This window comes from Lysinibacillus sp. 10T31 (assembly GCF_056394365.1).
This window is the reverse complement of the sequence record NZ_JBFTHS010000183.1, coordinates 1-491: the sequence shown is the minus strand read 5'-3', so window position 1 is coordinate 491 and position 491 is coordinate 1. Positions and strand designations below refer to the sequence as shown.

At 57.4% G+C, this 491-nt stretch carries 1 protein-coding gene; it reads right to left on the bottom strand.

What is annotated here, in order from left to right; all coding sequences use genetic code 11:
- Positions 1 to 491: DUF2235 domain-containing protein (locus AC1DCY_RS27495; RefSeq protein ID WP_477355907.1), on the bottom strand; the 491-nt coding region annotated here is incomplete at both ends.

Sequence of the window (491 nt, the reverse complement as noted above, 5' to 3'; positions counted from 1 at the left end):
CGCGCTACCAGATGCACGACTTTTTTGGCCATGTCCGGCGCCAGGTACAGGTTGACGCCAGGATTGTTGGCATCGTGGACGCTGATGCCGCCAATGGAAACGCTCGCGACGGCAGCCACGGTGTCGAAGATACCGATGAAGTTGATGGAGGCGTCGGTCTTGGTCCGCCAGGCAAACGCTTCGACGAACAGCGGTGAGTTGGCCGGCAGCAACATCGCCAAAGGGCTCTGTTCTCCTTTCAATACTTCGTTGGCGAAGTGCCGCGCGGCAGCGGCGCCTCGGCTGAAACCGAAGATATCGAATTCGATACGCTCGACTTTTCGGTCAGGGTTAGCAAGTTCGAACCGCCGAACGACTTCGAGAATATGCGCTGGACTCTGTTCAACTCGCGCCAATACGCCTTGCGCACCTTTGCCGGTCATCTGCGAGTAACGCGAATCTTCTGCTCCGCTACTGGTGCCAATACCCTCCAGATAAACACGGATTGACGC